The organism is Veillonella parvula, from assembly GCF_018378075.1.
In the GTDB taxonomy this organism is placed as follows: Bacteria; Bacillota; Negativicutes; order Veillonellales; family Veillonellaceae; genus Veillonella; species Veillonella parvula_K.
In genome coordinates, this window is record NZ_JAGZYE010000008.1 from 83,483 (window position 1) to 110,359 (window position 26,877).

General features: G+C 38.9%; 20 protein-coding genes, 3 tRNA genes and 1 rRNA gene. 22 read left to right on the forward strand and 2 right to left on the reverse strand.

Annotated elements, in window-relative coordinates; translation table 11 throughout:
* Positions 1-182: 182 nt before the first annotated feature.
* Both KH286_RS08115 and KH286_RS08120 read left to right on the forward strand, forming a co-directional pair.
* Entirely contained in the window at positions 183-1,799 is a 1,617-nt protein-coding gene (locus tag KH286_RS08115) for a methyltransferase regulatory domain-containing protein (RefSeq protein ID WP_024061614.1), read from the forward strand.
* Between the two features lie 360 nt (positions 1,800-2,159).
* Complete coding sequence (locus tag KH286_RS08120) at positions 2,160-3,188, forward strand: helix-turn-helix transcriptional regulator (RefSeq protein WP_278617816.1); 1,029 nt, start codon at positions 2,160-2,162, stop codon at positions 3,186-3,188.
* A 46-nt stretch (positions 3,189-3,234) separates the two neighbouring features.
* Here the strand turns inward: KH286_RS08120 and putP are convergent, their stop codons facing one another.
* Positions 3,235-4,722, reverse strand: a complete 1,488-nt coding sequence (putP, locus tag KH286_RS08125) for a sodium/proline symporter PutP (RefSeq protein WP_024061612.1) — start codon at positions 4,720-4,722, stop codon at positions 3,235-3,237.
* 317 nt (positions 4,723-5,039) lie between these two features.
* Here putP and recQ point away from each other — a divergent pair, with 317 nt between their 5' ends.
* The 5 genes from recQ to KH286_RS08150 all read left to right on the forward strand — a co-directional run bounded on the left by recQ (position 5,040) and on the right by KH286_RS08150 (position 12,506).
* Positions 5,040-6,908 carry a DNA helicase RecQ gene (gene recQ / locus KH286_RS08130; protein ID WP_278470433.1) on the forward strand — a complete coding sequence of 623 codons (1,869 nt, stop codon included), beginning with the start codon at positions 5,040-5,042 and terminating at the stop codon, positions 6,906-6,908.
* Between the two features lie 125 nt (positions 6,909-7,033).
* Positions 7,034-7,825 (forward strand): thymidylate synthase, encoded by a 792-nt coding sequence (locus KH286_RS08135; RefSeq protein WP_012864704.1) that lies wholly within the window; start codon positions 7,034-7,036, stop codon positions 7,823-7,825.
* Positions 7,826-7,956: 131 nt separating this feature from the next.
* Positions 7,957-8,451, forward strand: coding sequence for a dihydrofolate reductase (locus tag KH286_RS08140; RefSeq protein ID WP_008715045.1), 495 nt, complete (start codon positions 7,957-7,959; stop codon positions 8,449-8,451).
* Positions 8,448-10,760 (forward strand): Tex family protein, encoded by a 2,313-nt coding sequence (locus tag KH286_RS08145; RefSeq protein WP_278617817.1) that lies wholly within the window; start codon positions 8,448-8,450, stop codon positions 10,758-10,760. The genes KH286_RS08140 and KH286_RS08145 overlap by 4 nt, the downstream gene beginning before the upstream one ends.
* Before the next feature lie 261 nt (positions 10,761-11,021).
* A complete protein-coding gene (locus tag KH286_RS08150) occupies positions 11,022-12,506 on the forward strand; it encodes an aldehyde dehydrogenase family protein (RefSeq protein ID WP_004696787.1) in 1,485 nt (494 codons plus the stop codon).
* Between the two features lie 62 nt (positions 12,507-12,568).
* On the opposite strand, the gene KH286_RS08155 is transcribed toward KH286_RS08150, so the two are convergent.
* Positions 12,569-13,144 (reverse strand): hypothetical protein, encoded by a 576-nt coding sequence (locus tag KH286_RS08155; protein WP_278617818.1) that lies wholly within the window; start codon positions 13,142-13,144, stop codon positions 12,569-12,571.
* Positions 13,145-13,448: 304 nt separating this feature from the next.
* On the opposite strand from KH286_RS08155, the gene KH286_RS08160 reads away from it, so the two are divergent.
* From KH286_RS08160 to KH286_RS08230, 15 genes are all read left to right on the forward strand, one after another.
* Entirely contained in the window at positions 13,449-14,399 is a 951-nt protein-coding gene (locus tag KH286_RS08160; RefSeq protein WP_278617819.1) for a hypothetical protein, read from the forward strand.
* 699 nt (positions 14,400-15,098) lie between these two features.
* Positions 15,099-16,664 (forward strand): DEAD/DEAH box helicase, encoded by a 1,566-nt coding sequence (locus KH286_RS08165; protein ID WP_278617820.1) that lies wholly within the window; start codon positions 15,099-15,101, stop codon positions 16,662-16,664.
* 170 nt (positions 16,665-16,834) lie between these two features.
* On the forward strand, positions 16,835-17,254 hold the full coding sequence (locus KH286_RS08170) for a Fur family transcriptional regulator (protein ID WP_004695325.1): 420 nt from the start codon (positions 16,835-16,837) through the stop codon (positions 17,252-17,254).
* Between the two features lie 193 nt (positions 17,255-17,447).
* Positions 17,448-18,284 carry a deoxyribonuclease IV gene (locus KH286_RS08175; protein WP_278617821.1) on the forward strand — a complete coding sequence of 279 codons (837 nt, stop codon included), beginning with the start codon at positions 17,448-17,450 and terminating at the stop codon, positions 18,282-18,284.
* A 235-nt stretch (positions 18,285-18,519) separates the two neighbouring features.
* Positions 18,520-19,752: an exonuclease SbcCD subunit D gene (locus KH286_RS08180; protein WP_278617822.1), complete on the forward strand. Its 1,233-nt coding sequence runs from the start codon at positions 18,520-18,522 to the stop codon at positions 19,750-19,752.
* Positions 19,753-22,836, forward strand: coding sequence for an AAA family ATPase (locus KH286_RS08185; RefSeq protein ID WP_278617823.1), 3,084 nt, complete (start codon positions 19,753-19,755; stop codon positions 22,834-22,836). It abuts the gene before it with no gap.
* Between the two features lie 92 nt (positions 22,837-22,928).
* On the forward strand, positions 22,929-23,303 hold the full coding sequence (locus tag KH286_RS08190) for a VOC family protein (protein ID WP_004695332.1): 375 nt from the start codon (positions 22,929-22,931) through the stop codon (positions 23,301-23,303).
* Positions 23,303-24,010, forward strand: a complete 708-nt coding sequence (locus KH286_RS08195; protein ID WP_195394831.1) for a tRNA threonylcarbamoyladenosine dehydratase — start codon at positions 23,303-23,305, stop codon at positions 24,008-24,010. Before KH286_RS08190 ends, KH286_RS08195 begins: the two co-directional genes overlap by 1 nt.
* A complete protein-coding gene (locus KH286_RS08200) occupies positions 24,007-24,441 on the forward strand; it encodes a peptidylprolyl isomerase (protein WP_004695336.1) in 435 nt (144 codons plus the stop codon). Before KH286_RS08195 ends, KH286_RS08200 begins: the two co-directional genes overlap by 4 nt.
* Positions 24,442-24,445: 4 nt before the next feature.
* The gene (locus KH286_RS08205) at positions 24,446-25,075 is read left to right on the forward strand and encodes a hypothetical protein (protein ID WP_008715074.1); all 630 of its coding nucleotides are present in this window, start codon (positions 24,446-24,448) and stop codon (positions 25,073-25,075) included.
* Between the two features lie 83 nt (positions 25,076-25,158).
* Entirely contained in the window at positions 25,159-25,998 is an 840-nt protein-coding gene (gene speE, locus KH286_RS08210) for a polyamine aminopropyltransferase (protein ID WP_008715076.1), read from the forward strand.
* A 218-nt stretch (positions 25,999-26,216) separates the two neighbouring features.
* Positions 26,217-26,292: transfer RNA gene (locus KH286_RS08215), tRNA-His, on the forward strand.
* A gap of 24 nt (positions 26,293-26,316) precedes the next feature.
* Positions 26,317-26,391, forward strand: a tRNA-Gln gene (locus KH286_RS08220).
* 4 nt (positions 26,392-26,395) lie between these two features.
* Positions 26,396-26,471: transfer RNA gene (locus tag KH286_RS08225), tRNA-Lys, on the forward strand.
* A 334-nt stretch (positions 26,472-26,805) separates the two neighbouring features.
* A 16S ribosomal RNA gene (locus KH286_RS08230) occupies positions 26,806-26,877 on the forward strand; the annotation flags it as partial.

A 26,877-nucleotide genomic window follows, 5' to 3' on the forward strand; every position in this document is an offset into this window, starting at 1 on the left:
TAAATATCATATTAAGTATCTTCCATAAATCAGTTATAGTGCTAGTTGCTATTGTATTACTTACGTATTAACTGCTTAAAACATAGGTAATATACTAGGAATTTGGTATAATGATAAGGAGTCATGCATAATTTTAGCAATACATATTTTGGATAATTCTAATATTAAATATAGAGGTACATATGGCTAAGGATAATACACAAATGACAACGGAAGACATGCAACAAACGATATATAAAGAGTTAGGCTATAAATCCTATCCATTTCCTTTTACGACGCCGGCCTATTTAGAAGCGTATGGTGCTCTTGTAGGGCTAAATACTCCACCTGCGAAGACAGCTCGCGTTCTTGAACTAGGTGCTACTTATGGCGGTAATATTATTTCTCAAGCCGTATTTAATTCAGAGGCGACCTTTGTAGGGATTGAGCTTTCACAAGACCAAGTAGAGAAGGGCAATCAAATCATCAGTGATGCCAAACTAGATAATGTATCCTTGATACAAGGAAACATCTTGAATTTTGAGGAATCGATGGGGACCTTCGATTACATTATTGCCCATGGATTCTACTCTTGGATTAGTGATGAAATGAAGGATAAATTGCTCAATATTATTTCTAGTCATTTGGCTGATAATGGCATTGCCTATGTGTCGTACAATACGTATCCAGGCTGGCATACTATGGAAGAGGTTCGTCAGCTTATGCTATTTGCTAATCGTGATCAAGATAATTTGACTCATAAGGAAAAGGTATTGCGCGGGAAGACCGTAGGCAGTCTTGTGGGTGCTCAGATTCTTAACTATGATAATCTTAAAGAACGAAATAGTAAATTTCTTGGTGCATTGCGCTCTGTCATGCAAAAGGATGACTATTATGTAGGTCATGATCATCTAGAGCCTCATAATGATCCATGCTATTTCTATCAATTCAATGATCATTTGAAAGCGCATGATCTTGCGTATGTATGCGATGCAGACCTTACACTATCTATGGTTCGTACCTACGATGAAAGTATAGCAGCTAAACTTGAACAACTGGCTCCTAATAGCCAAGCGGATCAAGAACAATATTTAGATTTTATACTAGATACAACATTCCGCAAGTCTATTATTTGTAAAGCTAGCGCTGCAAAAGATATCAACTATGCTATTGCGAATCCGGCTGAAGTGAATACAATTCCTGTACGTACAACTGTAAATAGCTTTGTTTTCCAAATTCTCTTTGATGAGGAAGCACTGGAAATGTTTGAAAATGAGCTCGTAAGAGATACGTTCCAAGCGCTTATCAAAGATGGTGGTACGTTCAATATGATCGAGGCCTTCGCTATTTTGAAAGCGGCTCATGAGGCGGCTCATGCATCTAATGATGAATTAGAACCTGCTGTATGTAGCTTGTATAAAGCTGTAGTAGAGCATATGGTACGTGGTGGTATTCGCTTCTATAAAACATTCCCTGTAAAAGAAGAGTATATGGAGGGCTTATCTTATATACCTGCCCGTTTTACAAACTTTGTAAAGGCTATTGTTCATGGTGGTAGTGAATATATGTATGGAGCAGATATGTTCAATGATGCTATTGGTGATATTTCTGAAGAGGATTTATTATTTATGGAGTTATTGAACAAACCAAAAGCGAAATCTACGGTAATTAAAAAGATTAAAGAGGCTCTCTTTAGTGCAGATCAGTCTCAAACTACAAAGCATCAAAATGCCATGGCTGAAGCTTTTTATAATGAATTAACAACGCGTATGGAACATTTGGGCTTTGTTAGAAGTAAGAAAACAGGTAGTATTTCCTAAGTGATAGCTCCCTTTATTTGATCCTGTTGCTATGAGTCTGTATTATATTCTGCTGATTTTATAGCTAAAATATAAACCCGTTACACTTATAACATATTTATGTACTAAGTGTTAACGGGTTTTGTTTTATATAATTAAATTTACTTTTATTTTATATTTATTACTTTTAGTTATTTTATATTGCTGAAAAAGTATAGTAAATCGATAATTTTAATGAGGAAAAAATGAGCCGTTCATGAAAATATGGTATAATGTGTATGGGTATTTTGTAAATATCATCCGATGTGTTGTGGATGATTCTATAAATTGTATTAGTTGATAAAGTTGTATTAATTGTATTATTTGTAAAAGGAGTCTTTTATGGCATCTAAGAAGGCAGTTCTAGTATATATACTAGAAATCCTGAAAGACGAAACAGATGCTAATCATACGTTATCTCAAGAGGAGATTCGCAGTATATTAGCCGAACGGTACGAGGTATCCGTCGATCGGAAAACCTTAGGCCGTCATTTAAATGATTTATATGAATCTGGAGATTTTAGTATTCAATGTGAAGAGTCTGCTGTGGGAGCAGATGGCACAATTCGACGTACTGATTTCTATATGATTCATACCTTTGAAGATTCTGAATTGCGATTATTGATTGATGGTATATTGGCATCTCGCCATATTACTGCATCTCAACGTAAAGATTTAATCGGGCGTGTTGCAAAATTGGGTAGCTCCTATTTTAAGCCTCATGGTATTGATATTGAAAGTAATACGGGGTACCTTCATAGAAGCCAAGATTTATTTCTTAATATTGATCTCATAGAAGAAGCAATACAAAAGGGTAGAAAAATTTCATTGGCCTATTGCCAACCAGATGTGGATAAGCGATTACATATTAATCTTGGCCCAGATCATAAGGAACGGAAGTATGTATTTAATCCATTCCAACTAGTAATGAATCGAGGACATTATTACATGGTAGGAAATCACGAAAATTATGATGACATGTCTACATTACGCGTTGATCGAATTGCACATATTACGGTGCTAAATGAACGTAGAAAACCTTTGCGGGAGATAAAGGGATATCAACAACAACGCACCTTTAATGTGTCACAATACGTAAAGGAACATATTTATATGTTCGGTGGTGAATCTATTACTGTTACGTTTAAAGCTAGACGTTCCATCGTAAATCAAATTTTAGATTGGTTCGATGGCAATGTAGAGTTTACAAATATAACAGCTGATAATGTTGTATGTCGTGTACGTGTTAATCATGACGCCTTTAAATATTGGGCGCTCCAATATATGCAAAGTGTAAAAGTGCTTACTCCAGCTTCTTTAGTGACAGAGGTAAAAGCCGCAATTGAGGAAGGTTTACACCAATACTCATAAATAAAAGCTAGTTGATCGGTGAATCAACTAGCTTTTTTATGTTTTCTTATAGAACGTGCATTTTTTCTGCTTCTCTATAGTCTTTTAGAACCGGACGTGGAGGCAATTTACCCATGAGGCTTACAATATAGATTGCGATAGAAGAGAAGATGAAGCCTGGCACAATTTCATATAGGCCAAAGAATCCAAATTGTTTCCAAATGAGTACTGTTAAACCACCTACAACAATACCAGCGATACAGCCGTGACGCGTCATGCGCTTCCAGAACAAGGAGAACAAGATTGCTGGACCGAAGGCTGCACCGAAGCCTGCCCATGCATAGGCTACCATCGTCAAGATATAGCTGTCTGGATCCATAGCCATATAGATGGCAATCAATGCCACTAGAAGTACTACGATACGGCTTACTAATACAAGCTCTTTATCGCTTGCTTTTGGATGGATGATATTAGCATAGAAGTCATTAGAAATAGCAGAGGCTGTTACTAATAATTGAGCAGATGCGGTACTCATAATAGCGGCCAATACAGCGGACCAGATAAGGCCTGCTACAAATGGAGTAAAGAGCCGTTCAGTCATGATGAGGAATATTGTTTCCGCATCAGTGCCTACTAATTTATCTGGCAGCATGTAAACATGACCGATGAGACCTACTGCAATAGCTGCCATAAGGGATAAGATAACCCATACCATGGCGATATTCGTAGATTTCTTAAGCTCTTTCGCATCAGAGATAGCCATAAAGCGCACTAGGATGTGAGGTTGACCGAAGTAGCCAAGACCCCAACCAAGAGAAGAAATTAGGCCGATAGCCCAAGTAAACCAATCAGATGGATTACCAAACAAGCTAAGTCCTTGTGGAAACTCATGTTGGATGAGTTGGAATGTTTCAATAGGGCCACCCATGTACATGGCTGCTGTAATTGGTACTGCCAAGATGGCAAAGAACATTAATGCGCCTTGAATACAGTCTGTCCAAGATACGGCAAGGAATCCGCCAAGGAAGGTATAAAATACGACGATGCCAGCGGTGATAAAGAGGGATACGGTGTAATCAAGACCAAAGATGGTATTGAACAATTTGCCCCCTGCCACGAATCCTGATGATGTATAAATCAAGAAGAAAATCAAGATAAATAAGGCGGAAATGACAGCTACCGAATGGGATTGATCATGAAAACGATTCTTCAAATAATCCGGTAATGTTAAGCTATCACTGGCTACCTCAGTATGGTTACGTAAGCGTCTAGAAACGAATTTCCAGTTCGCCCATGTACCTAATGTGAGGCCTACGGCAATCCATACACCAGAAATCCCCGTAGTATACGCTAGACCAGGCACACCCATGAGCATCCAACCACTCATATCTGATGCCTCTGCACTGAGTGCTGTGATCCATGGTCCTAGTTGTCGGCCACCGAGGATGTAATCACCAATGCTGTTTGATTTGCGATAGTAGTAGACCCCGATATACATCATGAGTCCTAGGTATAAGGCAAAGGCGATAATAATCATTAAGTTGTCTTGTGTCATGCCTATATAAGACCTCCTTAGGTTCTAGTTATATTCTATAGTATAGTAAATAATTTTTATTGTACCACATATTAGTACTTTAGAGGGTAAAAAAATTGGTGATATTAATAAGATTCCTATACCAATTTAGCCCATATACTTTAGAGATACGCATTAGATTGTTGCTTATGAAATCATATACTAATGAGTCCCATACCGAACGAAATATGATAAAATAAAAGAATGTAAAAACGATATTTCGTATTGGGTATACGAAATATTGGTCAGTAGTCATCGAGATTAATATTTACATTTCTGGAACGTGAAAGGAGGACCTTATGGAACAACAAGTAGGCACTAAGCATGAAGTACCTAAACCGTATCAAGTTGTGACGAAACAACAAGCGTTGCGTATGTTAGAGACCTACTTTGGGTATACCTCCTTTAGACCGGCTCAAGAGGCTCCTATTGCATCCTTGTTGCGGAATGAAGATGTAATTGGAATCATGCCGACAGGGGCAGGGAAGTCTATCTGTTTCCAGATTCCTGCGCTTTGTAAGCCGGGCTTGACTATTGTGTTTTCTCCGCTTATTTCTCTTATGAAAGACCAAGTGGATGGTCTTTTAGTACAGAATATACCAGCGTCACTTATCAATAGTACGCTTACCCAAGCAGAGTTTAATAAAACCATGTACGAAGTACGCAGTGGCAAAATTAAACTCTTATATATTGCGCCAGAGCGGTTGAGCTCTAATTTTTTCTGTAATGTACTGCGAGCGTTACCGATTGCTCAAGTTATCGTGGATGAGGCTCACTGTATCTCTGAGTGGGGCCATGATTTTAGACCGTCTTATCGACTTATCGGAGAGTGGCTCAATTCATTACCAAAGAGACCTATCGTGGGGGCTTTTACGGCGACGGCGACGAAATATGTAGAAAATGATATAAAAAAATTATTAGGTCTAGATACGGCTAATGTATACGTGACGGGTTTTGATCGGCCTAATTTATCGTTCTCTGTTATCCGCACACCGAAGCGGATGGATTACGTTGTCCATTATGTGCGAGAGCACGCCAATGAAAATGGTATTATCTATTGTGCAACGCGCAAGGATGTAGATCGGGTTTATGAAAATTTAACCCGTGCGGGCATCAAAGCTGGCCATTACCACGGAGGACTCAACGACGAGGTGCGCCATGAAATGCAGAATGCCTATGCAGACGATAAATTACAGGTTATGGTGGCGACGAATGCCTTTGGTATGGGCATTGATAAAAGCAATGTACGCTATGTGCTACATTATCAAATGCCGCGTAATATGGAGTCCTATTATCAGGAGGCAGGACGAGCTGGCCGTGATGGGGCACCTGCTGAATGTATCTTGCTTTATAGTGGGCAGGATGTACAGGTTCATAAGTATTTAATTGAACAATCTATCGAAACGCCGGAACGACAAGATGTGGAGTTACGCAAATTGCAGTCCATGATTGATTACTGTTTCTGTAGTAATTGCTTGCGTAAATATATGCTTAATTACTTTGGTGAAAGCACCGTTTGGACTACTTGTGATAATTGTAGCTCTTGTAAGGGTTCTGCTGATAAGGTCAATGTTACGAAGGAAGCAAAAGCTATTTTTCGTGCCATCATGGGCACCGATGAGCGATATGGGGCATCAATGATAACCTCTATCGTCCGCGGGGAGCGAACGGATCGTATTATGCGTGCTGGACATGATGCATTGCCTGTCTTTGGCTTACTGAGCAATGTAGATGAAAAATCTATTAAAGGACTTATCCAACAGTTTGTAGCATCTGGCTACTTGCGCAGTTCGACTGGAAAATACCCTATATTATCCTTAACGGCTGGTGCAGAGGAAGTATTAGCAGGTCGTAAAGAGGTAGAGGAAATTAGACAACATGTGTCTGTGCCTTCTCGCACTAGTAAGTCTGCTGCCTCAGTGGTGCGAGGAAAGTCCAGCTCTACATCGGGCGGCTTATTTGAACATTTACGTCAACATCGCAAATACTTGGCAGAAAAAGCGGGTCTTAGACCGTATCTTATCTTTCCTGACACAGTACTCATAGATTTGGCAAATTTACGACCTACAACATTAGGTGAGTTTGGCAATGTTAAAGGCGTAGGGGAAGCAAAATTAAAAAAATATGGACTTACCTTTTTACAGGCCATTGCAGAATATAAGGGATAATAAATTTTACTGTATATATGGTAGTACTGTATATTTTTTAGTATGATAGTACTATATATTTTAGTAAGACTAGCAAGATATACGTTAGTATTTTTTGCTTATTATATATAGATCTAGGGGGATAAATGAGCTTAGCAGATACACAATACCTCGGTATTATTGAAAATATTTTAGATCATGGCATTTATGGTCAAAATCGCACAGGCATTGCAACGTACAAATTGCCTCAACAAATCATGCAATTTGACTTGCAAGAGGAATTTCCAATTTTAACCACTAAATTTGTAGCTTTTAAAACAGCTGTGAAAGAATTATTGTGGATTTGGCAAATGCAGTCCAATGACGTGCGCAAATTGCAAGAAATGAATGTGCACGTATGGGATGAATGGATGCGTGAAGATGGTACTATTGGTAAAGCATACGGCTACCAAATTGCGAAGTACAAACAACTAGATAAGCTTATCAAAACGATTAAAGAAGATCCTGATAGCCGCCGAATGATTGTAACCCTTTGGAATATTGAAGATTTAGATGATATGGCGTTGCAACCATGTGCGTATGAAACCTTATGGGATGTAGGGGATGGTTACTTGAACTGCATGCTCATCCAACGCAGTGGCGACATGGGGCTTGGCGTTCCGTTTAACACGGCTCAATATGCGGCATTACAATGTATGATTGCTCAAGTAACAGGTTTAAAACCAGGTAAATTTACACATGTTATCAACAATGCCCATATCTATGAAAATCACGTAGATGCATTGCGTGAGCAATTAGCACGTCGCAATCAAGCGTTGCCTGCTCCAAAAATTATCGTGAATCCTGAGGTAAAAGACTTCTATGACTTCACACCAGAGGACATTACCTTAGATGGATATGAACATTTAGGTAAATTATCCATGACTGTTGCTGTATAGCATTGTATTCATGACAATTGTTAAATAGCATAATATGTATGGCTATTGCTATATAGTATTATGTTTATAGCCATTGCTAAATAGTATAATTTATGACTGTTGCCATATAGTATTAACTGAAAGAGGGCAGTATGTTAGCATTAATCGTAGCCGTAGCACATAATCGTGTAATCGGTAAAGATAATACTTTGATTTGGCATTTGCCAAATGATTTGAAATTCTTTAAGGAAAAAACAACAGGACATGTTATTATCATGGGCCGTAAGACCTTTGAAAGCTTACCGTTCTTGTTGCCAAATCGTGAGCATTGGGTAATTACTCGTGATAAAGGCTTTGATGCACCAGAAGGTGTTAAGATTTTCCATAACCCTGAGGCGGCTGCTGAAGCAGCACGTGCTCTTGATGCGGCCTACGTTATTGGTGGCGCTCAAGTATACGAAGCTTTTCTACCTTATGTAGATACTATGTATATCACTGAAGTGGACCACGAATTTGATGGGGATGCATTTTTCCCTGAATTCTCAGAGGATGCTTTCACTATCGAATCCGTTGTAGACGGCATTGTGGATGAAAAGAATCAATATCCTCATCGTTTTGTAACCTATCGCAGAAAGGCAGCTAAATGAGTGAAAGAATGTTTGCCCTTATCGGCAGTGAATTAAATGTTAAGCCAAAGCAGGTGCAAGCTGCAGTAGAATTGCTGGACGAAGGCAATACGGTGCCGTTTATTGCGCGGTATCGTAAAGAGGTAACGGGCGAATTGCAAGATGAGCAATTGCGCACCATTGAAGAACGCATTAAATACTTGCGCAATTTAGAAACACGTCGCCAAGAAATCATTGCTTCTATTACAGAGCAAGAAAAGATGACAGACGAGTTGATGAAATCCTTAGAGGCAGCAACAAAGCTTCAAGAGTTAGAGGATTTATATTTACCGTACCGTCCTAAGAAACGTACGCGCGCCATGATTGCCCGTGAACGTGGCTTGGAGCCGTTAGCGGAAATGATCCTTAACGATACAGTTATCTCTGGTGATCCGCTAGAGATCGCAAAAGAATACATAACAGAAGAGGTTCCTACACCAGAGGATGCCATACAAGGTGCTTCTGATATCGTAGCGGAAATCGTCAGCGATAGTGCAGACTTCCGGGCGTACTTGCGTAAGAAGATGTGGAATGAAGGCTTTATTCAAGCTGAATTGAGCGGTGAAGAGGAAGAACAACAACAATTCTTGCAATACGCTGAATATGCTGAGCCAGTTCGTCAAATGCCGTCGCACCGTATTTTGGCGGTAAATCGCGGTGAAAAATTAGGTGTTTTAAAACTAGCTCTAACTGTACCAGGTGACACCTATGTCGCTTATATGGTTCAAAAGTTAGAGAAAAATCCGAAGTCGATCTTTGCAGACTATAAAGCAGCCGCCGTAGCCGATGCGTACAAACGCCTTATTTTCCCAGCTTTAGAGCGTGAAATCCGCAATGAATTGACGGAAAATGCGGACGAGCAAGCTATCAAGGTATTCGGTGTGAATCTTAAAAATCTATTGTTACAACCGCCACTAGCAGGGCACGTCATCATGGGTCTCGACCCTGGTTACCGCACCGGCTGTAAGATGGCTATCATTGATCAACAAGGCAATGTGCTCGATTACGGTGCTTACTACTTAACAAATAGTGAAAAGCTTCGCAAGGAAGCTCAAAAGGTATTGGCTGATAAGATTCGTAGATTTAAGGTGACGCTCTTGTCCATTGGTAATGGTACTGCATCTTACGAAACAGAGCAATTTGCATCTACTATGATTGAAGAGGAAAAATTAGATTGCCACTATATCATTACTAATGAAGCGGGCGCATCTGTGTACTCAGCATCTAAATTGGCTATCGATGAGTTACCAGATTTAGACGTTACCATTCGCGGTGCTGTATCGATTGGACGCCGTGTACAAGATCCATTGGCTGAATCTGTTAAAATCGATCCTAAATCTATCGGCGTAGGTCAATATCAACATGATGTAAATCAAAAACAATTGACACATACCTTAGACCAAGTAGTTGAAACTGTAGTAAACCACGTTGGGGTAGAGCTAAATACTGCATCTCCAGCTATCTTGCAACATGTTGCAGGCATTTCTAGTGCGGTGGCTAAAAATATTGTTGCATACCGTCAAGAGAATGGTGTGTTTAAAAGCCGTAAGGAATTGCTAAAAGTACCTCGTTTAGGCCCTGCAGCCTTTACACAATGTGCTGGTTTCTTGCGCTTACAACACGGTAAAAATCCACTGGATAATACATCCGTTCATCCAGAGTCTTATGAATTGGCAGAGCGCATCATTGGTGAATTAGGCTTTACCTTAAAAGACTTACAAGATAAATCTCAATTAGAAGCATTGCAAGTAAAATTACCTCTTGTGGATGCCGATAAAATGGCTGCCAAGCTTGATGCGGGCGTGCCGACTGTTCGGGATATCTTGGCGGCTCTTGCTAAACCAGGTCGCGACCCTCGGGAAGATTTACCGGCTCCATTGACCAGAAAACACGTAGTGAGCCTTGAAGATATCAAGGTCGGTACCGTTGTAAAAGGTACTGTTCATAACGTAGTTGATTTCGGAGCTTTTGTAGACTTTGGGCTTAAAACGAATGGTCTATTACATCGCAGCGAGCTTTGCAATAGCCGTCAACATCCATCTGATGTGCTTGCTGTAGGTGATATTATCGAAGCTCAAATCATTTCTGTTGACGTAAAGCGCAATCGCATCGGTCTGTCTGTAAAAGCATTACAACCAGAAAAACCAAAGAATAACGATAATAACCATAATAGAAATAATAATGGCCAACGTAGAAATAATGATAACCGAAACAACAACCGTAATAATGGCGGACGTCAAAATGATAATCGCCATAATGGTTCTCTTAATAATGGGGATCGTCGAAACTGATAATTTCTTAGAAGACTAGTTAATCTACATTAATAGATTTTAAATGATAGGCATTCTTGACTAAAAGTCATTATACCAAAAACCGCACCCTCTATGGTTTTAGAGGGTGTGGTTTTTCTATATAGCTAAAAACTATGTATATTAATGCAGAACAGATATATCGAAAATGATATATCTAATTGAAAAAATTAGATATAGGGAGTATGATGAAACCATAGAGGGGAAATTCCTAAATCATATTCCTAAAGAGGAGGTAATGCAATGAGCTTGAACCTTAAAGAAAGATATGGACTTTTAATTAATAATGAATGGGTAAAGGCATCTGACGGTGCTGAATTTAAAGTATATAACCCTGCTAATGGCGAACAACTCGCTATCTGTGCAGAGGCTACATATGGCGATGTTGATAAAGCTGTAGAGGCTGCAACAGAAGCTTTCAAAACGTGGAAAAACGTTTCTCAAGTAGAACGTGCTGATTATTTATTGAAAATTGCGGATGCTATCGATACTCACAAAGAACATTTGGCACAAGTTGAAACATACGACAATGGTAAGCCAATCCGTGAAACATTGAACGTGGATATTCCACTTGGGGCGGACCATTTCCGTTACTTTGCAGGCGTGCTTCGTTCCGAAGAAGGCTCTGCACAAGTATTTGACGAAAATACATTGAGTCTCATCGTTCGTGAACCGATTGGCGTTGTAGGTCAAGTTGTGCCTTGGAACTTCCCATTCCTAATGGCCGCTTGGAAATTGGCTCCAGCTCTTGCAGCAGGCTGTACAGTTGTTATCAAACCTTCTAGCCACACATCTCTTAGCTTATTAGAACTTGGCGATATTTTGAAAGAAATCTTGCCACCAGGTGTTGTAAACATCGTAACTGGTAAAGGTTCTAAATCCGGTCAATATATCCTTGATCATCCTGGTTTTAGCAAACTTGCTTTCACAGGCTCTACAGAGGTAGGTCTAGATGTATATAAAGCAGCATCTGAACGCTTGATTCCTGCCACATTGGAATTAGGTGGTAAATCTGCGAATATCTTCTTTGAAGATGCGAACTGGAAACAAGCTCTTGACGGGGCAATGCTCGGTATTCTTTTTAACCAAGGTCAAGTATGCTGCGCTGGTTCCCGTATCTTCGTACAAGATACAATTTACGATAAATTCGTAGCTGAACTTGCTGCACTATTCGATAAGGTGAAAGTTGGTTTGCCTTGGGATTCATCTACTCAACTTGGCTCCTTGATTTACGAAGACCAAGTTAATAAAGTATTGAGTTATGTAGACCTTGCAAAAGAAGAAGGAGCTCGCATTGTAGCCGGTGGTGTACGTGTTACTGATGGCGAACTTGGTAAAGGTTGCTTTGTAAGACCTACACTTATTGTAGATGCTACAAATGATATGCGTGTAGCTCGCGAAGAAATCTTCGGCCCTGTAGCTGTTGTCATCAAATTCCACAGCGAAGAAGAAGTTATTGAACAAGCAAATGACAGCTTATACGGCCTTGGCGGTGGCGTATTTACTCAAAACATCAACCGTGCTATCCGCGTAGCTCGCGGTATCGAAACAGGGCGTATGTGGGTAAATACATACAACTCAATCCCTGCAGGCGCTCCATTTGGCGGCTATAAACAATCCGGTATCGGTCGTGAAACTCATAAAGTTATCCTTGAGCACTACACTCAAATGAAAAACATCATCGTAAACTTGAGTGATAAACCATCTGGGTTCTACGACTTAGATTAATAACATATAAACTTCTCCGATGAACTATAACAAAGAGGCACCTTGAAAGAGGTGCCTCTTTATTAATATTGAGATAAACGGAATATTTTTCTATACGCCTCTGGTGCATTAGAACCATCAGAAGGTTTTATAATAATTCTAATATATATATCTTCTTTGAAGTCTGGATATGTTGTTGCATATTCTTTGCAGAATTGATCCATTCGATTGTAAAAATTTGTTACATCTTGGTTTTGTATGGCCGAATAGGGAATAGGCATTTCAATATACAAAGAAGATGTATCGAATGTAGCATAGGATAACTCCTCTTCTGTTATATAGTTTTTCATTAATGGGAATGCAGTTATTAACGGGATGTTGGTTATCAGTATTCGCTCCACTTGTGGTACAACAGGTGCAGAGGTGTGCAAGACTTCAGATATTTCAACGGGCATTTGTGGATATTTGTCAAAGGTGACTTGCCATCTATTGTTTCTATGAGACTCCAAGTGATATGTTAGATTAGGATAATCCTCATTTATATATTGTTGTACCTCATCTTCACTATAATGTGAGAGAAGATGACAACCCGTTGTTAGTATGAGGGATAGTATAATCAGTGGCAATAATATAAATCGTTTTAGGGTAAAAGGTTTCATTGTATATTCCTTTTATACTACTTTAGGAAGTTTAGTAAATCGTAATTGCTTAACAGACATTGTTTAATTTATTGGCAGAATTTTGGAGTACATTTTGGAGTACACTATTTTGATTATATTATATCTAAATTAAATGTTTACTTATATAGCTGATTAATACCACACAACTCTCAATAAACCATAATAAAGAAGCAGCCCGAAAGAGGCGCCTTTTTTGTACTTAACAATAGTCTATTATATGTAAAAGTATAGGGTATGTTATAATTGTAGCCATATGAGAATGTGTTGCTTAGAGAGGGCTATTATGAATTTAAAGAGAGTAATTAAATGGCTTGGTTATATCATCGGCTTATTAATACTGATTTATATCCTCATATTGGGAGTATTGATATATCTCCTGGCAGGTGGTGACTTTAAAAATAGTTTGATTTATTTAAGTGAACTTCAAGAGAGTGGATTATATTATGGCAACGAAAATCGTAAGATTGCTGATAATGTAGTTGCTGTTCATGAGGTAGATAATAAACTCTATTATATAACTTTAGACGGTATTGGTATTTTTGATGAAAATATAAGTTTGTTAGATGCTTGGAATAAAGATCTTAATAAATATAATACTTTCATTCCTCGGAAAGATGTTAAAGAAACACAATTTAATGTGAGTCTTGATGAGTTATACCCTAATATTTCTAGTCTTGATGAAAGTGATAGAGATATATGGAATGAAATCTTTTTTGATAGCGAGAAACGATATACAGGTTCACATGCTGGACATCCTATAAAGTTACCTTTCTATGTATCGTACAGAAAGGAAGACTTGATTAAGCATAATGATATAGTAGATCTTTCTACAGGGCATATTATTGGTAAGTATGGTAGTGAGCATATTTTAAGAAATAATGCTTATTATAATTTTGAATTCGGAAAATTGACTAAAATTGATTTCTCTCAGAAAGCTATATATAGCTATTATTCTGATAATCTCGATATAGGTCGGTTTAGCAAGAATAATTCAGGAGATGAGAGATATGAATCTTATGCACGAAATGAGTTAAATAAAGTAAGGACGAAAGATTTAACGGTATTACCTAATTTAATAAATCAACGATTCATAGTGTTTAACTCCTTTAACGAGTTTTCTGATTTTGATAAAGTTACCTTTGAAGCATTAACCATTGATGCAATTAAAAATCGGAAGGCTTTACAATTAGGGCCGTTAGAAAATCAAACCCTACAGCAATACTTAAGTAAATAGAATACATACATAGTGAAGCGTATATGTACTGAATGAAAGTAAGACGTAATAAACTTATCCGTAAAGTATAGTTGAGGAGCATTTCATGGATCTGTTTCAAATAAGTAAAATGTTAAACATAAATGATTTACAAGAAATTCTATTTAGAAAATGGTCAAAGGACAGGATAAACTATGATTCATTTTGATTATCTATTAATTATAGGAATATTGCTTAGTGTTTTACTCTTTCTTTTTGTTGGAGTATTTTATTATAGTAAATCTAAACTTTTAAAGGGATTAAATATTTGGTTTTTAATAATACTTAGCGTTTTATTAAGTTATTTATTATATCCCTTATATGAACTGACGGATTATAGAGAAGAATTTACATCAATAGTTATCATCTCTGCGATAATTATTAAAATAATTATCAATTTATCTATATTTATGATCGTTGATAAAATAAGAACGAAATGGATTTCTAAATTACTATTAATTATATGGGTTGTTCTTGTTGAATGCTTGTATACTCCTATTAATTTATCCTATATTGTTTTGCTATGTGTATCAGGTGGAATCGTTTTAATGGAACGTTTTTGGACGAGAAGAAAACAGATTTAGTTTAGATTCAAAATAACTCTTATAGCGCTCACTTTCAAAATATGATATACTATTTAAATGCGCATAGTTCGTGCGCGATAGGAGGAAACACATTTAGATGTTAGAAAAATTTGAACAATTAATGATTAGCGAACCTGTTCTAAGAGCGTTAAACGATATGGGCTTTGAAGAGCCTACGCCAATTCAACAGGAAGCTATCCCAGTAGCCATGAGCGGTAAAGACATAATCGGCCAAGCTCAAACAGGTACTGGTAAGACAGCAGCATTTGGCTTGCCTGTATTGGAACGCGTAGACGGGAATGAGCGTCACGTTCAAGTAGTTATTTTATCCCCTACACGAGAATTAGCTATTCAAGTAGCTGAAGAGCTTAACAAAATGGCTCAGTACACGAATATCACAGCATTGCCAATCTACGGCGGTCAAGATATTAATCGTCAGTTCCGTGCCTTGAAAAAGAATCCTCAAATCATCGTTGCCACTCCTGGCCGATTGATGGATCATATGGATCGTGGTTCTATTAAATTTGACCATGTGAAAGTTGTGGTATTGGACGAAGCCGACGAAATGTTAAATATGGGCTTTGTTGATGATATCAATAAAATCTTGGGTGCTATCCCAGAAGACCATCAAACATTGTTGTTCTCTGCAACTATGCCTAAGGCTATCCAACAATTAGCTGAAACATATTTGACAGAGCCAACATTGATTCGCATGAAACCGACTCAAGTTACGATGGACTTGATCGAACAATACTATATCGAAGTGCAAGACCGTCAAAAATTCGATGTTCTTTGCCGTTTGTTTGATATCCAAACACCTGAACTGGCTATTATCTTTACACGTACAAAACGTCGTGTTGATGAAGTGACAGAAGGTCTTAAGAAACGTGGTTACATGGCGGAAGGCATCCATGGCGACTTGTCTCAACAAAAGCGAGACAGCGTAATTCGCCAATTCCGCGAAGGTACCATTGATATTCTCGTGGCTACAGATGTGGCAGCTCGTGGTCTTGATATTTCTGGCGTGTCTCATGTATATAATTATGATATGCCTCAAGATCCTGAAAGCTACACACACCGCGTAGGTCGTACAGGTCGTGCCGGTAAAGCAGGTCAAGCTTTCACGTTCGTTATCCCTCGTGAAATGGAGCATTTACATGCTATCGAGCGTTTAACAAAACGTAAAATTGCACGTCGTCGTGCACCTTCATTAGGTGAAGTTCTTGAAGGTCAACAACGTTTGGCAATTGAAAGCCTCGTTGAAATGACAGATAATCTAGAAGCATTGGCGCCTTTCAAATCTAGTGCTGAGGAATTGTTGAATGATACAGATTCCGTAACACTTTTGGCGGCAGCTCTTAAATTGTTAACAAAAGAACCAGATACTACTCCTGTAAATATTACAGAGGAAAAACCATTGCGCGTACGCCGTCGTCGTGAAAGTGGTCGTAGTGATCGTCGCCGTCGTGATGGTGATCGTCGTAGAGATGGTGACCGTCGTCGTGACGACCGTCCACGTCGCAGTCGCGATGATCGTAGAAGTGATCGTCGCAATGACCGTAAAGGTGACCGCCGCAGAGATGATCGCAAATCTGATCGTCCACGTGGAGATAAAAAAACTCGTCATCAAAGTGAAGGTTTTAAACCTTATTTTAAAGACTAATAGGATGTGGATTGCTTTTAGCAATCCACATTTTTTATTACTTAATAGTTAATACTATTTATCTTGATAAGTATTGAGAATTTTGGTATAATAAATAATAATTATTTCTTGTAAACGGTCGATAATGGCCTATGCCTAATAGATTTCCAAGTGGAGAAAGGTAGATTATTATGGATATCGCACAAATTTTGCGTAGCCAGGGGTTTAAAGTAACCCCACAGCGTATTGCGATTTATGATGCTTTGCGTGGTCATCATGATCATCCAACCGCTGAAATGTTGTATCATACGTTGCGCCCAGAACATCCAAGCATGAGCTTGGCTACAGTGTACAAGACGATGGAGATTTTTGAAAAAATCGGTCTTGTTAAAATTCTAGAAGTTGGTGATGAGCGCGCTCATTACGATTGGGATACACAAGCTCATTCCCATATCCGTTGCATCCGTTGTAATAAGGTAGAGGATATGATGGGCATTGATTTGAAAGCTATCAAAACGATTGCTGATCAAGGTAGCGAATATCAAATCACAGGTCAACATATTACCTTCGAAGGTGTTTGCCCTGAGTGCGCAAAAAAAGAAAGTCATTAATAGATAACCCCTGTTGTTGAAGGGCTCCTTCACGGCAGGGGTTATATTAGTTATTGTATATCTTGTATCTTATATCTATTAGTGTTATAGAATAGCTATAAATAGATATAAGCATAATACAATAGATATTAGAGTTAAGCATTTTCTAATTATAAAATTGTAGAAATCGTATAATCATATATAAAGGAGTATTATGTTTGTAATAGGCAGTCACTTATCAATTAGCAAAGGTTATTTACATATGGGCAAGGAAGCTACTAAAATTGGGGGCAATACCTTCCAATACTTTACGCGTAACCCTCGTGGAGGGGGCATGCGAGCACTCGATGTTGAGGATATGAATAACCTTAGCGCATATATGAAAGAACACAACTTTGGTACCTTGTTAGCACATGCACCGTATACCTATAACCCATGTGCCGCTAAAGAGGATTTACGCGCTTTTGCGAAGCAATCTATGATGGAAGATTTAGAGCGTATGGAATATTTGCCAGGTCAAATGTATAACTTTCACCCAGGTAGCCATGTGAAACAAGGCGTAGATCAAGGTATTGAATACATTGTAGAGTGCTTGAATGAAATCTTATTCCCAGGCATGAAGACAACAGTCCTTTTGGAAGTAATGGCTGGTAAAGGTACAGAAATTGGTTCCCGTTTTGAAGAAATTGCGCGCATTATCGATGGCGTAAAGCTAAAAGAGTACATGGGGGTGTGCGTTGATACTTGCCACATTCATGAAGGTGGTTATGACATCGTAAACAATCTTGATGGCGTTATTGACGAATTCAATCGAATTGTAGGTCTTGATCGTTTGAAAGCCATTCATTTAAATGACTCTAAAAACCCTATGGGTGCCCATAAAGATCGTCATGAAAAAATTGGGGAAGGACATATTGGTATCGATGCTATTGCTCGCGTTGTAACGCATCCTAAATTAACGAACCTGCCATTCTATTTGGAAACGCCAAATGAATTAGACGGATACGCAAAAGAAATTGCTATGTTGCGCTCTATCGTAGAGAATAAATAATTAAATTACAGATGTTAATTTAGTTATATAATAAATATGTAGAATACTTAATGCTATACTAGTTATTGCAAACACATAAAGTTATTAAAACTATTAAAACTATTAAAACTATTAATGCTATTAAAGCTATATAACGTTATTGAACTTCCATAAAGTTATGGGATTAAGCGTTTGTTTTTGCATTTGAATACATACATTGTGTAAGGTGTAGGAAGAACTGGAAAGGGGGGACGAAATGCGTTTTTTACATACTGCCGATTGGCATTTAGGGCGTATTTTTTATGGCCAGTACTTAACAGAAGACCAAGCTCATGTGTTGGAACATCAGTTTTTTACTATTTTGAAAGATGAAAATATCGATGGCATATTGCTCGCAGGGGATATTTTTGATAGAGCGGTGCCACCCATTGAAGCTATCGAACTGTGGGACTCCATAATTACTCGTCTCGCTATGGACTACAAGGTGCCTCTCTTTGTGGTGAGCGGTAATCATGATGGGGCGGAACGTCTTGAAGTGGGGCGCTCCATGTTGGGACAATCGGGTATTCATATTTGGGGTTCTCCTCATCACGCTTTAAAACCTTTTGAATTTGAAGGGACAGATGGCAAGGTGGCAATTTGTCCTATGCCTTTTAGTGAACCCCGGCGCATAGGAGAGGCTTTATTTGCTGATGTAGAGTCTACTAATACAGAAACTACCGATACTGAAATTGCTGACATAGTAACACCGTGTTATGAACAAAATTGTGAAAGCGCTTTGAACCTGCATAATTATGACCAAATGTATCAGGCTTGGAGTAATTACCTGTATAAACAAGTACCTAAGGGGATGTGCAGTATCGCCATTAGCCATGCCTTTGTTATGGGAGGTGAAGTAGGGGGCTCAGAGCGTACCTTGTCTGTAGGTGGTAGTGAACAGGTAAATCCTCAAGTCTTTAAAGATTTTCACTATACTGCTTTGGGACATTTGCATGGGCCTCAGCGAATGGGAGCTGATCATATTCGCTATAGTGGATCTCCATTAAAATATTCCTTTGATGAACATATGCAGAAGAAGTCTTTCACCATCATTGATATGGATACAAAGGGAAGCGTAGAAATTAACACGATTCCTGTAGAGGCGAAGCGAGACGTAGTCATTTTGGAAGGATATTTTGAAGACCTGTTAAATGATAAAGTATTACAGGCTAAACATAGGGATGATTATGTGCAAGCTCGTTTACTTGATACGATGCCGATTATGGATGGGATGGCTAAATTGCGACAGGTTTATCATCGTTGTATGACCATTGATTTAGTTGGTCGCGTGGCAGGACCAATAGCAGAGATGGGCGATGCGGTTTTTAAAGAATTAAATGAGCGTCAATTATTTAATCAATTTGCAGAAACTGTGTGGAAGGAACCTTTAACAGAGCAAGAACAGCAATATATCAACTCTGTATGGGACCGAATTCTTAAGGAGGACTAAATGAAGCCTATATTATTAACTATAGAAGCCTTTGGTCCGTATCGTGATTCGGTGACATTGGACTTTAACGAGCTCCAAGACCATTCCATGTTTCTTATTGCTGGCCCTACGGGGGCAGGGAAAACATCAATCTTAGATGCCATGGTGTATGCCTTGTATGGTGAGCCGAGTGGAGAAGTCCGTAAAACAGATGCTATTCGCAGTGACTTTGCAGAACCTCATCGTATGACTCGTGTCGATTTCTCCTTTGCTATTGGCGATGCACAATATCGTGTTGAACGGTTACCGAAACAGATGGTAGCAAAGAAACGTGGTACAGGGATGCGTGAGCAGAATGCTAGCGCTACTGTATATGAAAAGAAAGATGGTGAGTGGAAGGTTATTGCTACCTCGGCTGCCGCCATTCGCGATACCATTCAGCAAATTATAGGCTTTCGCAAGGATCAGTTCTTACAAGTTGTGCTATTACCTCAAGGGGAATTCCGAAAGTTGCTAGTTGCCTCTACGAGTGAACGTGAGGAATTACTACATACACTCTTTAAAACGGAGCTATATCGAAAATTACAAGAAACACTAAAGGCTGCCTATGATGAAGCAAAGGCAGGTATTGAAGAAAATCTAACTAAGCAAACTGTATTTATGCAGTCTATCCCTCATGATGGAGCGACTCCAATGGTAACCATTGAGCATGTGCGTGAGTTACTAGCGAATCGGGGCCCACATCGAGATGCTCTCGCTGTAGAACGAGATGAGGCAGTAACCGTGGTAGAACAGTTTAATGTGCTCCGAAATCAATGGTCTTTATATAATCAGGCTCAACAATCTTTTGCTGAGGCTACTTCGAAACTTGAACTCGTGAAAGCAAGGGAAACTGAGCGTGTAAATCTAAGCGAAAAGGTTCAGTTCCTTAACTCTTTGGCACCAACTCATGAATTATATAAACAATATATTGAGAAACAAGCTGTATTAAGAACTTTAGAACAGGCCCTTTCAGATGCGAAAGAACATGTAGAACTAGCAACTCAACATGAGGCTAAATGTTTAGACTTATACAGTGACTTAGAAGGTCGAGCTGAAAGTATACAAGATAAAAGAACTACTTTGGCTCAATTTCAACAACAAGCAGAGAAGTTTAATGAATTAGATGTATTGAAAAAGGAATTGTCCACATTACAGAGTAATTTAGAAGAATTAGATAGTAAAAAAAGCGAAGATGCCTTAGCTAAACAACGGAAGCTTGTAAAGACTTTAGAAAACGACTTAGAAGCTTTGCGTAAACAGTTACAAGATAATAATAAATTTTTAGAGAATACTACTGTTATTCAAGGGCAACTAAATGATTTATATAGATATTCTGAATTGCTAGAAGAAATTAATAAGGTACAAAAAGAAATCGACGATAAAGGTCAAACGTTAGCGTCTTTAGATGAAACCTTGCAGGTTGCAAAGGTACATCTTGAACGATTAGAGCATCTAATGCAAGAAGGACGTGCCTTTGAGCTAGTTCATTTAGTTGTAGATAATGAGCCTTGTCCGGTTTGTGGCTCTACAGATCATCCACGGTTAGCTGCTAAGCCGGAGATGTATCCGACTAAGGATGAAATTGAAGAGGCTCGCAAAACCCGTGACGTGGCACTGCAAAAGCAAGCTAGCGAAGTGGGACAACAGAAAACCTTAGTTACTCGTCTTGATGAGTTAACTAAGCAAGTAGCCGCGCAAGTTTCTACGCTAAAGTTATCTATGGACGCTTTTTCTGAGGAGAGCGCTATATCTGTTCAACAAGATTTATTAGCTAAAATGGATCAACTCATAGTTTTACGTGATAAGTCTGAATTGTTAAGTAACACTATAGCTGACAATGAGCACAAGTTAAAAGTAGCTAGAGATAAGTTGGCAACTTTAGAGCTTGCCCATAATGAATTACTTAAAAATCTACACGACTTGGAGATTCGCATTAGCTCAGTACAAGCTAATATTGATGCTCTATCTAAAACCTTACCAACCGCGGATATAGATGCATGGCAAAAACAGCTAGAGTCATTGGATAGTGATATTACACTCTACGATGAGCAGGTGAAAGTTAGCAAAACTAATTTAGATACTGCTCGAGAACAATTGAATGCCAAACGCGGACGCTTAGAAACTTTGTCCTCTCAAGTAAAAGAAGAAACAAAAAATCTTATTTTGATGTATAAGAATTATACAAAGTCATTACAATCCATTTCTTTAACAGAGAATGATTTTGTAGAGTCTTTACGTGAGATTAAAGAGATAGAGATCTATAGAACACAGCTGAACGTTTTGACTGAAGCCTTTAATAAAGCACAAGCTGTATATGATGCGGCATTAAAAGCCACAGAAACTGTGGTTAAGCCAAGTGATATTATTACTGATGAAATTTATTCTACAGCAGTAGAGCATCGGGATACACTAGTAGGTAATTTAGCGGCATGGGATAAAGAAACAAAGCATATTGAAACTACGCTCAACTCATTAGAAGAACTTGAAGCTGCTATGGGTGAGGCTCGTGAAAAGGTGAAGTTCTTAAGCCGATTAAATGATCTCGCTAATGGTGGGGAGCAAGGCTTTAAAAATGTTACCTTTGAACGCTATGTACTGGGGGCGATTTTAGATGAGGTTGTATATGCTGCTAATTTACGACTTCAAAAGATGAGTCGCAACAGATATTCTTTGGAAAGATCCGACTATACAGGTGGTGGTCGTGGCAAGCAAGGCCTCGACTTGGCGGTTATGGATGCTTTTACAGGCCAATCTAGACCAGCAAATACCTTATCTGGTGGTGAAACATTCTTGGCCTCTATGGCGCTTGCCTTGGGATTAGCGGATGTTATCCAAAGCTATGCTGGTGGCATCCATATGGATACGATGTTTATTGATGAAGGTTTTGGTACACTCGATCCAGATACGTTGGAACTCGCCATGGAAACATTGTTACAGTTGCAATCGTCAGGACGTCTCATCAGCATCATTTCTCATGTACCTGAGTTAAAGTCTCGTATACCTGCTCATTTAGAAGTGACTCGAGGTGACGACGGTAGTACGGCAAAATTTGTTGTTAACTAGATATCATAAACTAGATATAGATTTGCCAAATGTGTTACTATAAAAAGAGGAGAATTCCTACAAAAACATCCTGTATTTACGAAGGGGGTTCTATGAAGTTTTCGTTTGCTCATAATAATATAAATGTTAAAGACCTTGATAAAAGTCTAGCATTCTATAAAGAGGCGTTATTGCTCGAGGAGTCTCGTCGTTTGGAAGACCCAAGCGGTGCTTTTACCCTCGTGTATTTAAAAAGTCCTTATACAGCACATGAATTAGAACTTACATGGTTGCGTGACTGGGATCGTCCTTATAATTTGGGGGATAATGAATTCCACTTGGCATTCTATGTAGATGACTATGAAGCGGCTCTTAAAAAGCATAAAGAAATGGGCGTTGTTGCTTATGAGAATGCTGATATGGGTATTTATTTCATAGCAGATCCAGATGGATATTGGACAGAAATCATTCCGGCGGGGAAATATTAATGGAATATATGTTAACCCGTTTAGAGTGGTTGGTTGGTCCTGATAAAATCCAAACATTAAGAGACACGTCTATCGCGCTCTTTGGTGTAGGTGGCGTAGGTGGTGGTGCCCTTGAGGCATTGGTGCGAGCTGGTGTAGGTCGCATCGTCATTATCGATGGAGATTCCATAGCGCCTAGCAATTTGAACCGTCAAATGATTACGACTCATAATACGATTGGGGAACGTAAGGTAGAGGTAGCAAAGGCGCGAGCTCTTTCTATCAATCCTGATGTGGTGATAGAAACTCATGATATTATGTATACTGAGGAAAACTATCCTGGATTTATTCAAAGCTTGAACGTTGATTATGTTATTGACGCCATCGATATGGTAACGGCGAAACTTAATATCATTGAGGTTTGTCAACGTGAAAGCATCCCTGTTATTTCTTGTATGGGCGGAGGTAATCGCTTTTACCCAGAAAAACTTATGATTGCAGATATCAATAAGTCTCATACATGTCCTTTGGCACGCGTTATGCGTCGGGAACTCAAAAAACGGGGTATAAAAAAACAATTAGTTTTATTTTCTACTGAAAAACCGAAAAAACCACAGTTCCGTGGTGATGCCACAAGTCCTGGGACATGTAGTTTTGTGCCACCCATGGCAGGTTTTATATTAGCAGCACATGTGTTGCGTACAATTTTGGAGGTACCTGAACAATGAAAAAAGCGAAAATCCATATGGCTGACGGCGGCGATATCGTAATTGAATTATTTGAAAAAGAAGCGCCTGGCACAGTACAAAACTTTATCGACTTGATTAACAAAGGCTTCTACAATGGTCTTCGTTTTCACCGTGTAATTCCTGGTTTCGTAGCACAAGGTGGTTGTCCTAATGGCAACGGTACAGGTGGTCCTGGTTATACAATTAAAGATGAATTAGTTGGCAATCCGCATAAACATGAGCGCGGTGCTTTATCTATGGCTCACCGTGGCCCTAATACTGGTGGTAGTCAGTTCTTTATTGTATATGAGCCACAACCTCATTTAGATGGTGTACATACCGTATTTGGTAAAGTCATTGAAGGTATGGATGTAGTTGATGGTATCCAACAAGGTGCTATCATGGAAACTGTAGAAGTAATCGAAGGTTAATCTCATGAATGAAGTATCTATTAAACATCCAGAATGGCTATATATCGATGTAAATGGTAAAACATCATATGGGTATGACCAAGAGTGGTTCACTGATGAGTGGCAACGCTTGTCTGGTTGTGGGCCTACATCGGCATCACAAGTATTGGGCTATTCGCTATTTAGGGATGGCTTATTAGATCTAGAAACCACATCCGACCAAACGCTTGCTTTAGAACGGATGAACTTAGTTTGGAAATATGTAAAACCACGCTTTGGTGGCGGTGTTTATAAAACTCAATGGATGGAACGAGGCCTTGTTCGTTTATTAGAGGACGAAGGTTTGTCTTATGATGTGCATATGCTAAATGTATCTCCTTTCTGTGCATCACGCGTAGAGGTGGAGGCTGCAGCTCAATTTATTCATGATGCCTTGGAACAAGATGTGCCTGTAGCATTTTTGAATCGTCATAAAGGAAAAGAAAAGGCTCTTTATACATGGCATTGGGTTCCGATTCACAAGATGTTTATGGACGGTGATGATATCCGCTGTGGCATCTTTGATGAAGGTGAAATTCGTGATTTTTCTTTGGCGAATTGGATGAAAGACACTATTTTAGGCGGTGGATTCTGTTACATTAGTCGCAAAGAGTAAGTAACAGGGTAATTAAAGTAATATATATACGCATCGCAGTGATTTGCGATGCGTATTGTAGTATAAATAGTAGGAGGTACTACATGAGTCAATGGATTACTGAGGAACAAACACCTCACTTACGTCTAAGCGCTGAAGCGGAAGAAGTGCTTTACTCTGGGGAATCTGAGTTTCAAAAAATTGAAGTTTTTAAATCAAAAGAGTATGGTATGATGCTCGCTTTAGATGGCGTTTTTCAAACATCTGAGCGTGAAGAGTTTATCTATCATGAAATGATGAGCCATATCCCTTTGTTCTTACATCCTAATCCTGAACGTGTCTTGATTATCGGTGGTGGTGATGGTGGCGTAGCTAGAGAATGTGTACGTCATGATTGTGTAAAAGAAGTAACAATGGTTGAAATCGATGGTAAGGTTGTAGAGTTGGCAAAACAATATCTACCAACTATTGCTAAAGCTATGATTGAAAACCACCCTAAATTGACTGTAAAAATTGGTGATGGTATTGGTTTCATGGCAGAAGCAGAAGATTACTATGATGTAATTATCGTGGATTGTTCCGATCCAATCGGTCCTGGTGAAGGCTTATTTACAGAAGAATTCTATAAGAATACATTAAAAGCTTTGAAAGCTGATGGCTTGTTTGTACAACAAACAGAATCTCCGATGTTACATAAACCATTAGTGGAAAAAGTTTTTGGTTACGTTAATAGCCATTTCCCAATTGCTCGCTTATATACAGCTTTTATTCCAATCTATCCTGCAGGAATGCATTGTTTTACATTGGGTTCCAAAACATTTGATCCTCTAACATGGACTCCAAACCGTGAACAAAACTTTGAAACTAAGTATTATAATGCGGATATTCAAAAAGCTGCATTTGCATTGCCAAATTTTGTAAAAAATTATTTGCCAACTAAGTAAATAATATGTATAATGGGGAAGCACCATTTGTGAAACGAAAGTTTCCGATAGTGCTTCCTTATTTATATGGGGATTAAAGGGCTTATATTAGAGATAACACAATTAAAAGTTTCGTTTGTAAAAATTAATGAAATTGAGAAAAAGGTGTTGACACAAATCTCTAGAAAAGATATAATTCTCTTTGTTACGAAGACAATGTCTTCGATACCTACAAGGTGGTGGGTATGGTGAAGCGGTTAACACGGCGGATTGTGGCTCCGTTACGCGTGGGTTCGATCCCCACTACTCACCCCATAACCTACACATCGTAATCACTGTAGGGGTGTCGCCAAGTGGTAAGGCAACGGACTTTGACTCCGTTATGCGCTGGTTCGATCCCAGCCACCCCTGCCAACATGACTCACTAGCTCAGTTGGCAGAGCACCTGACTTTTAATCAGGGTGTCCCGCGTTCGAGTCGCGGGTGAGTCACCAAATTAAAACTCACAAACTTCGGTTTGTGAGTTTTCTATCTCTATTTTTAGAGATTTTGGTTATGATTGTGAGTATAAATTTAATCAAAAATCGGTTGAAAAAATCTTTGGAAAAGAGGTTGACGATTTAAGGTTAGATTGATATACTATACAAGTCGTTAGGGCGCAGAACTAACGTAACAGATCTTTGAAAACTGAACAATGATAGGTAATCAATCATATGATTGAACATATGCCAGAGTGCGGGTTTTGACATAGTCAAAACCAACCATAATTCAAAGCTACTTCAATGTAGCGACAACAAAACGAATGAGCTATTCAAATAGCTTCAAGATATCTTGGAGAGTTTGATCCTGGCTCAGGACGAACGCTGGCGGCGTGCTTAACACATGCAAGTCGAACGAAGA